This is a genomic window from Turicibacter faecis, from assembly GCF_037076425.1.
Classification (GTDB): Bacteria; Bacillota_I; Bacilli_A; order MOL361; family Turicibacteraceae; genus Turicibacter; species Turicibacter faecis.
In genome coordinates this window covers 1728148-1737500 of record NZ_AP028127.1, presented here as the reverse complement: position 1 = coordinate 1737500, position 9353 = coordinate 1728148, and the positions used below count along the sequence as shown (strand labels likewise).

9 protein-coding genes (1 of these 9 running past the window's edge) are annotated in these 9353 nt (G+C 36.3%); 6 read left to right on the top strand and 3 right to left on the bottom strand.

Annotated elements, in window-relative coordinates; all coding sequences use genetic code 11:
- Together AACH31_RS08575 and AACH31_RS08570 are read left to right on the top strand one after the other, a co-directional pair.
- Positions 1–5: the 3' portion of a M18 family aminopeptidase gene (locus tag AACH31_RS08575; RefSeq protein WP_161832939.1), read on the top strand. It extends 1291 nt beyond the left edge of the window; the window shows 5 of its 1296 coding nt (coding positions 1292–1296); its start codon lies beyond the left edge, outside the window; its stop codon occupies positions 3–5.
- Positions 6–161: 156 nt separating this feature from the next.
- Complete coding sequence (locus AACH31_RS08570; protein WP_338617385.1) at positions 162–1106, top strand: IS30 family transposase; 945 nt, start codon at positions 162–164, stop codon at positions 1104–1106.
- Between the two features lie 513 nt (positions 1107–1619).
- Here AACH31_RS08570 and AACH31_RS08565 read toward each other — a convergent pair.
- The 3 genes from AACH31_RS08565 to yidD form a co-directional block, all read right to left on the bottom strand.
- Positions 1620–3518 carry an ABC-F family ATP-binding cassette domain-containing protein gene (locus AACH31_RS08565; RefSeq protein WP_262950840.1) on the bottom strand — a complete coding sequence of 633 codons (1899 nt, stop codon included), beginning with the start codon at positions 3516–3518 and terminating at the stop codon, positions 1620–1622.
- A gap of 87 nt (positions 3519–3605) precedes the next feature.
- A complete protein-coding gene (locus AACH31_RS08560; protein WP_161831541.1) occupies positions 3606–4247 on the bottom strand; it encodes a trimeric intracellular cation channel family protein in 642 nt (213 codons plus the stop codon).
- 95 nt (positions 4248–4342) lie between these two features.
- Positions 4343–4570, bottom strand: coding sequence for a membrane protein insertion efficiency factor YidD (yidD, locus tag AACH31_RS08555; protein WP_262950819.1), 228 nt, complete (start codon positions 4568–4570; stop codon positions 4343–4345).
- 232 nt (positions 4571–4802) lie between these two features.
- On the opposite strand from yidD, the gene asnB reads away from it, so the two are divergent.
- From asnB to AACH31_RS08535, 4 genes are all read left to right on the top strand, one after another.
- On the top strand, positions 4803–6611 hold the full coding sequence (gene asnB / locus AACH31_RS08550; RefSeq protein WP_161831543.1) for an asparagine synthase (glutamine-hydrolyzing): 1809 nt from the start codon (positions 4803–4805) through the stop codon (positions 6609–6611).
- A 122-nt stretch (positions 6612–6733) separates the two neighbouring features.
- On the top strand, positions 6734–7507 hold the full coding sequence (locus AACH31_RS08545) for a DUF2953 domain-containing protein (protein ID WP_161831544.1): 774 nt from the start codon (positions 6734–6736) through the stop codon (positions 7505–7507).
- 4 nt (positions 7508–7511) lie between these two features.
- The gene (gene ytfJ, locus AACH31_RS08540) at positions 7512–7928 is read left to right on the top strand and encodes a GerW family sporulation protein (RefSeq protein ID WP_161831545.1); all 417 of its coding nucleotides are present in this window, start codon (positions 7512–7514) and stop codon (positions 7926–7928) included.
- A gap of 437 nt (positions 7929–8365) precedes the next feature.
- Positions 8366–9352, top strand: coding sequence for a class I SAM-dependent methyltransferase (locus AACH31_RS08535; RefSeq protein ID WP_161831546.1), 987 nt, complete (start codon positions 8366–8368; stop codon positions 9350–9352).
- Position 9353: the final 1 nt, after the last annotated feature.

The window sequence follows — 9353 nt, the reverse complement described above, 5'->3', positions numbered from 1 at the left end:
TATAAGGCTCTAAATGAGCGATGAGTTCACAACTTTTAAGGAATTCATTTATATAAGACAGATTGTAATATTAAGTACGACAAATAAAAAAAGCTCATAAATAGAATTCTTTGTTATAGAATGAAGTTACCACACCAAATTCTTAACAAGGAGATCTATTTATGAGTTATAAACATCTTAACACATTTGAGCGTACACGTATAGAAGTTCTTTCAAAAATGGGTTATTCAACGAGACAAATTGCGGGGCAATTAAATCGTCATCATTCAACCATTGCTCGTGAACTAAAACGAAATACTCAAAAGACGTATCAAGCAGAGCTAGCAGATGAATTAGCCGAGCAACGTCGCTTAGTTTGTCATCGTCCAGAGACCAAATCTGAAGAAGTTATTCAAACCATCCAACATTATTTAAAGTTAACCTGGTCGCCTGAACAAATTTCTAATACGGTTTTAAAGGGTGTTATTTCATTCAAAACTATTTATCGTTGGATTTATGACGGAACGATTTTGTTAGGGGATTTAAGCTGTTTAAGGCAAAAGGGAAAACGCCGAAAACCACGAGAAACACGCGGACGATTTAACATTGGGACATCAATTCATCAACGTCCGAAAGAGGTAAAAAAACGTCAGGCATTTGGTCATTGGGAACTTGATACAGTTGTTTCAAGCCGTGGTAAAAGTAAAGGATGTTTAGCTACATTTATTGAACGTCAAACACGATTTTATGTCACCGTTAAAATCGAAAATCGCTCAGCATCTGAAATGTACCGAGCGATTAGTGAGTTATATGAACATTTTCCTAAAGACACCTTTAAAACTTATACCGTTGATCGAGGAAAAGAGTTTGCTTGTTATTCCAAAGTAGAAGCAGATTTAAAGGTTCCTGTTTACTTCGCTGACGCCTATTCCTCTTGGCAAAGAGGAAGTAATGAAAATGCCAATGGTCTTCTTCGAGAATTCTTTCCGAAGAAGACGGACTTAGCACGAGTTAGTGAGAAAGAGATTGATGAAGCCCTCCTCCTCATTAATCATCGACCACGAAAATGCTTAGGTTGGAAAACTTCATTCGAGCTATTTCATGAGAAACTGTCGCATTTGTATTGACAATTCGTCATAAATAAAAAAATACGGTATGAATCTAGTTATGTGTAGATTTCATACTGTATTTTTTTATACGTCTTGTACGAGATGGCGGGATAGGTGTAAATCTCTCTTTACATTTGCGTTGAACGAATGAAGGAATGTGATGTTGGAAGGGTGATGAATTTTTAATACAAGCCTTTGACCCTGTGAAGCTTCTTGAAGAGCCATTTTTTAAACAGCAGTTGTGGGCTTTGATTGAGTCGAATCTAAGGCATTTTTTCAATGAATTAAATTTCGATAGATGGATTTAAGATGTTGGGGCCCAAAACCATTAGAATTAGTAGTTTCCTTTTTCCCCTTCCTTTAAATAAATTTTAATTCTTTGACGTTTTAATGGTTTGGAATGGGGCAAACGGGGGGTGAGTATAAGAAAAAGTACCTCTCTCATAGACGATAAAGCGGTTCTATCATGATTGACCGTTCCGCTTTATTTTTTTGTCTACGATGAAGGTACTTTATTGGGTATTCGTTTGTTTACTTACTTTTATTTTCAATTTCTTCAGCTAATTGATTTAAGTATTCCCATCGCTCATATTTATGGGCTAATTCTTCCTCTATTATTTCTTTTTGTGCCATAATATCCTGAAGTTTCACATAATCAGTGGCATGTTTGATTAATTCCTGATTAAATTGCTCTATCTTTTCCTCTAATGTAGCAATTTCATCATCAATGGTTTCAAACTCCTTTTGTTCTTGGAATGTAAATTTTAATTTTTTTTCACGACGTGGCTTAGATTTACTTGCTTCCTTATTTTTGTTCTCACTCGTGATTTCGTTTTTTGAGGGATTTGCTTCTTTGAAGACAAGGTAGTCACTATAATTTCCAGTATAGATGGTAATTTTCCCCTCGCCTTCATAAGCAAATATTTTATTACAAACTCGGTCGAGGAAGTAACGGTCATGGGAAACGGTTATGACAATTCCGTTAAAATCATCAAGATAATCTTCAAGACGACGTAAAGTATCGATATCAAGATCATTGGTAGGTTCATCAAGGAGGAGTACGTTAGGAGCATCCATTAGAATACGGAGTAGGTAGAGACGACGTCTTTCGCCCCCAGATAGAGTTCCAATTTGAGAATATTGGAGGTGCCCATCGAAGAGGAATCGTTCGCACATCTGTGAAGCGGTAATACGTGTTCCATCAGCTGTTTCAATGTATTCACGTTTTTCTTTAATATAATCAATCGCTCGGAGGTTAGGGTTCATTTCCTCACTCTCTTGGGCGAAACAACCAATTTTAACTGTTTCTCCGATTTCGATGCTTCCACTATCCGGAGCTATTTTTCCGCGAATAAGGTTAATAAGTGTTGATTTACCGATTCCATTTGGTCCAACAATTCCGATACGGTCTGTTCTTGCTAATGTGTAATCGAGATCTTCAATCAGACAACGGCCATCAAAAGATTTATGGAGATGATTGAATTCCATTATTTTTCGACCTAATCGTGTAGATGCGACTGAAATATCAATGCTTTCTTGATTGGTAGGTTTCTCTTTATTTTTTAGTTCATCAAAACGCTGTAATCGTGCTTTTTGTTTTGTGGAACGGGCTTGGGCTCCCCGTCTAACCCAGGCTAACTCTTTTCGAAGTAAATTTTGTCGCTTATCTTCCATCGCCGCTTCAAGTTGAAGACGTTCCATCTTCTTTTCAAGAAATAGAGAATAGTTCCCATCATAGCTATAGAGGTTTCCGTGATCAAGCTCAATAATACGATTGGTAACCCGATCAAGAAAATAACGGTCGTGCGTGATCATAAGAAGGGCCCCTTTACGACTATTTAAATGATCTTCTAATTTAGATATTGTTTCGTTATCCAGGTGATTGGTAGGCTCATCTAAAATCAATAGCTCACATGGGGTAATGAGTGCCGATGCGAGTGCAACTCGCTTTTTTTGTCCCCCCGATAATTCCTTTACTTTTTGGGAAAAATTAATAATGCCTAATTTTGTTAATACGGATTTCGCTTCACTTTCTAAATCCCATAGGTTTAAACGGTCAATTTGATCCTGAACTTTTAAAAGTCTTTCATTTATTTTATCATCGTAATGAGTTTGCAAAGTTTCAAGGATCTCTTGATATTCTCGTAAAAGTTGCATTTCCTTAGAATTTCCCTTGAATACTTGCTCTAAAACGGATGCCTCTTCGTCAAAGTTTGGATTTTGTGATAAATATTCTACTCGTACCCGATTTCCCTTGGTAATTTTCCCTGTTTCAGGGGTCTCGACACCCGCAATAATTTTAAGAAGCGTTGATTTTCCGGTTCCATTAACCCCAATAATCCCTATTTTCTCGCCTTCACTAATCCCAAATGAGATGTTTTTAAGTAACGTTTTTACTGAGTAACTTTTGCTTATATTTTCAATTGTCATTAAATTCAAATTTATCACCACAACATTTCTTAAAGATAAAACTATTATACCTTTTTTTAAAAAGAGAGCAAATAAAAACCCGATGAATCAATCATCGGATTTTTTTTGATTAAAGTAAAAGATGATTTTTCCGTTTTCAATATACGGCAAGTGAATATGATAATAGTAAGTAAAAATACGGATCATAAAGATAAGAGTAAGGCAGAGATAGGAGCTCAGATAAATACCAATCCAAGGACTTATTATCCAAAACACAGTAGATCCAATGAGGGAGGCAACCGCATATATTTCTCTTTTTAAAATAATTGGGACTCTTTTAGAAAGAATGTCACGAACGACGCCACCCCCTATTGCTGTGATAAGGGAAACAAAGATAAAGGTTAAGAAGTTATAATGTAGTTCAATGGCTTTCATGCCCGCAGCAACGGTAAAAACGGCTAAACCAATCGCATCTAAAAGAAGAAATGAAGTTTTCCATTTTATTTTACCACGAAAGATAATAGTCAACGTGGTTGAAAGAAGGATAATTCCTATTGATATATAGTCTGAAAATAATGCAGGAATTCCGATATTCGTTACAACATCACGAATGACACCACCGCCCATTGCTGTTACAGCGGCTAAGGTTAATATTCCGAAGAAATCCATCCTATTTTCGATGGCACAGATTGCCCCAGAAGCGGCGAACACAAACACGCCAATATATTCTAAAAAAGAAATGAGTTCCATAATCTGAAATCCCCCTATACAAAATAATACCTTTTAAATCTATTATATTTTACGCATTATCACTTAATTAACGCCAATTATTTTAAGAATTTTTATTATTTTTTCTTTTTTTTCTGTGGAACAGGATCATATCCCATTTTTCCAAAGGGGTTACACCTTAAAATTCTTCGGATTGCTAGCCATCCTCCTTTTAACGCCCCATGAGATTCGATAGCCTCGATAGCATATTGCGAACAGGTCGGAATAAAGCGGCAGTTAGGTCCTGTTTGAACGGAAATGTATTTTTGATAAAATCGAATGAGTTTAATCAGTAGAGTTTTCATTTTAGTCGCCTCCGCTTGGGGTAAATAATAGGTTATATGCGTCTAAATCGCTTAAGTGGGGGAGCATGGTGTCCTATAAGACACTTCTCCTGAAGTCGATTTTTTGCATTTTTGATAAAAATATTTTAGCAGAAGAAAAAACATGTTTCAATATGGAGTCTTTCGCATAGAATATGTCGTACAATGTTTTTTCCATTTAACCCCATAAGGGAATAGGTAAGGAGATGGTGATATGTGTGGAATTTTTGGGGTTGTAAATTATCATTTGAATGAGGTGAGGACACCTTATGATATGAGTTGTGTACAGGCTGTTTTACATCGGGGACCTGACGAAGGGGGAACCTTTTATGATCAACATGTTTTCTTAGGTCACCGCCGGTTATCAGTGGTTGATATTGAACAAGGAAAACAACCGATGTCTTTTCACCAATATACAATGGTTTATAATGGTGAGCTCTATAATACGGAAGAAATTCGTCAGGAGTTATTGAAAGCGGGATATACGTTTAAAGGACATTCGGATACGGAGGTACTTTTAAAAGCTTACGTTTGCTTTCAAGAGCGAGTTGTTGAGAAATTAAACGGAATTTATGCATTTGCAGTTTGGGACAGTAAGGAACAGCGATTGTTCGTAGCGAGAGATCGTGCCGGTGTTAAACCGCTGTATTATTATGAATTACCAGATGGAATTATTTTTGCTTCGGAACAAAAACAGATTTTACAGTATACGAAAAAAAATGAAATTACGCTAGAAGGATTTAGAGAGTTGTTAGGGGTTGGGCCGTCTCATACACCGGGTCACGGACTATATAAGGGAATCAAAGAGTTGAAGCCAGGACATTATATGAACGTCTCAAGTGGAAGTAAAAAGGAAGAGCAGTACTGGGAATTAACGGCGTCTGAACATGTCGATGATTTCGAGACGACTGTCGCTAAAACAAGGGATATTTTGTTAGATGCTATTAAACGACAACTCGTTTCAGATGTTCCATTATGTACGTTTTTATCAGGAGGGGTGGACTCATCCGCCATTACAGCTATCGCTGCCCAGGAAATTAAAAATTTACATACGTTCTCTATTGATTATGAAGATAACGTGAAATACTTTAAAAAAACCGCTTTTACGGTCTCTCAAGATAATGATTTTATTAAACTCATCTCGGATTTAAATCAAACCCATCATCATTATTGCGTCATTAGTAATCAGGATTTGGCTGATGCCTTAAAGGATGCTGTTTATTTTAGAGATATGCCGGGGATGGCAGATGTCGATTCATCGCTTTACTGGTTTTGTAAAAAAATTAAAGAGGATTATACCGTGAGTTTATCAGGAGAATGCGCCGATGAAATTTTTGGGGGATATCCTTGGTTTTACCGTGAACCGATGAATGGAATGTTTCCATGGCTTCGTGATTTAGCGATTCGTAATACACTTTTAAAACCGGAATGGCAAGAGAAGTTAGATCTTGTTGGCTATGCAACGAAACGATTTAATGAATCGATTGCGAGTGCCCCTATTTTAGAAGGAGATAGTGTATTAAATAATGAAAAACGTCAGTTGACGTATTTAAATACGAAATGGTTTATGACAACCTTACTAGATCGCAAAGATCGAATGAGCATGGGAGCGAGTCTTGAAGTTAGGGTTCCATTTGCCGACCATCGTCTAATGGAGTATCTATATAATATTCCATGGGAAATGAAATTTCATGGTGGAATGGAAAAAGGATTATTACGTAAAGCTTTAGAGGGAGTATTGCCGGATGAAGTGTTGTATCGTAAAAAAAATCCATATCCTAAAACCCATAATCCGCATTATACAGAGTTAATCCAAGCGCTATTAAGAGAGGCATTGAATGATCCAGATTCAATTTTACATGAGATTTTTGATGAGGAAAAACTATGGGCTCTTGCCAATACGAGTGATGAGATTATTACACGTCCATGGTTCGGACAGTTAATGACACAGCCACAGTTGATTGCTTATTTATATCAATTCCATCTTTGGTTTAAAGAGTATCATATTAATTTTATTGAATAGCAAAACAAAAAACGTTAGCTAAATGAGCTAATGTTTTTTTATTTGAGAAGATCATCTAGAAGTATAAAAGAAAGGTATTTCATCCATACTATGGAAAAATAAAAAATTAAGGGGATTACGTCATGCGGTTTATCGGTTATTTTTTACTTGTCTTATTAGGACTCATTATTATTTTGTCATTTATAAAAATTAAAGTTGAATTGTTTTTAAATCAGCAGGATGGGTGGGTTGAGTTACGCTATCTTTGGCTGAAGTATCGCTTAGAGATGACTGATTTTTTAAAGGATTCTACGAAGGAGAAGGTAGAATCCCAGTTTGCGAGGGTTCAAGAGGAAACAAAACAAGAGTTGACCCGGGTTGAATTTAAGGAAACAGTTAAAGTTAAAAAAGAGCCGATTGTTGATCCATCTCCATCGATGCCGAAGAAGGAGATGGGGGGCACTAGGAAGAAGCGTCGGAAAAAGACAAGGGCAGTTAAGATTAAACAAAAAAAGGTGACACGCAAATTAGATATGAGAGCGATAAAATCTATGATTAGACGGGGCAAGACGATTTTTAAACTCTCTCGAAAAGTTCTTATTCGTCTAACGAATAGAATTAGAATTCATCGCTTAGAGTCGATGATTGATTTCAGTTTAGACGATGCCATGACCACCGGGTGCATCATCGGAGCATTGTGGACATTTCAAGCCAATTTTTATGCCTTTATTGAAAGATACGTTAAGAAAGTGGATCACTATCACTTTGATGTAAAAAGTAAATTTAAGGGGAATTCACTTTTTATTAGCCTTTCATGTATACTCTCGTTTCGAATCGTCGATATTATACTTGTTCTTTTGTTATCCTTTAAAGAATTATTAACAATTAAACGGATGCTAAAAATTGAGGAGGAATAATTTTATGGCAGAACATCCAATACATAATTTAATGAAAATTTCAATGGAAAGCTTGAAGAAAATGGTTGATGTCGATACCATTGTTGGAAATCCTTTAAAAACAGATCACGGGGACACGATTATTCCTGTTTCTAAAGTAAGTTTTGGATTTGGAGCGGGAGGTAGCGAATTTGAAACTGAGCGCAAATCAACAACCGATGGTTCTCCATTTGGGGGCGGAAGTGGTGGTGGAGTTTCGATTACACCCATTGCCTTTTTAATCGTCAATGAATCTGGGGTTGAGTTAAAACACGTTGAGGAACGTACGTCACTTTATGAGCGATTATTGGATCAAGCCCCTAAGTTTATAAATAATATCGTGAATGAATTTGATAAATCGGGATCTAAAGCGGCAGAAAAAAATGAGACTGTTGCGAAATGATTAAACATTCGTCGACTTTGGCTGAATGAGAACCTATAAGAGAGACACTTAAAAAAAGTGTGGGCCTATAGGTTCTTTTATTTTAAATAGAAAAGTTTAGCTTAAGAGGTAGATGTTTTAACTTGCATACTCCTAGTAAGAAGTGCTTCCATTCGATGTCTCCTAACTCATATTTTTGCATGATCAAAAGGTACTAGTTTTTCTTAGCGTCGATGTCCTTCGAATTAAAAGATAACCTTGGAAGTTAAGGAGGGGTTACTTATGAAATTTTTGGTAAGATAGACGTGGAACAGGAGAGCTTATAAATTGGATTTATGTGTCATGTAGAAAGCGTTATCTCTTTTACTTAAACGTTATAACATTTTTTGGCTAAAGCCGTGACAACGGTTTAAAGTTGTAGTAAAATCAATTTGTATATCATGAAGAGGTGATTTTTAGTGCTTAGACCCGAAGTAATTGAACAACTATTTGATCTCGTAGATGAAACCTCGATGATCATTAGCTCAGAGTTAAAGATGAATTATTTACATGCGATGTGTGAAAGTTGTCAAAATATCATGTCACAAGAGATTAATTTATCTCTTAATGAAGAGTCGAAAGAGATTTTAAAATCGCATTATGCGAAGTTAGAGGGGTTAGAGTTTACGCAAGAGGAAATTAGAAAGGCATTACAGTTGGCAATTTTAAAGGGGCTTAAGTCCGAAAGAGTCACAAATGCGGTGATGACACCAGACTCTATTGCAATGATACTGGGCTATTTAATTTCTAAGTTTATGGGGGATATTAAACAGGCCTATATGGGGGACTTGACAGTCGGTACGGCGAATTTGCTGACAGCTGTTTTAAATCATTTGGGGGCAGAGCCTCAGATGGTTTATGGAGTTGATGTAGATAGTGATTTATTAAAGATTGCGTGTACACTTTCTGATATGCAGGAATACGAGGTTCAGTTTTATCAGCAAAGCTCGTTAAAACCATTATTGGTGAATCCATTGGATTTAATTATAGGTGATTTACCGGAGGGGCATCTCGCTAAGGAAGAGTTAGTTAATTTAGATTTAACGTTGAGTTCTCAAGGAGTGGATTATCTTCCTTATTTACTAATCGAGAATCATTTAAATTACTTAAAGCCTGGAGGATATGGTTTTTATGTGATTCCAAATGATTTGTTTAGTCAGTCACATTCGCAGGATTTTCACCAATTACTTAAGGAAAATGCGACAATTCAGGCTTTATTACAATTACCAATGTCGCTGTTTAAAAAAGACGAGGTTGGAAAGAGCCTATTTATTATTCAAAAACATGGGGAACATGTTCGCCCAGTTAACGAGGTACTTGTCGCGCAACTGCCAAGTTTTAATGATCCACACGCGTTCAATCAGACGTTAATTCGTATTGAAAATTGGATGAAAATGAATAAATAAG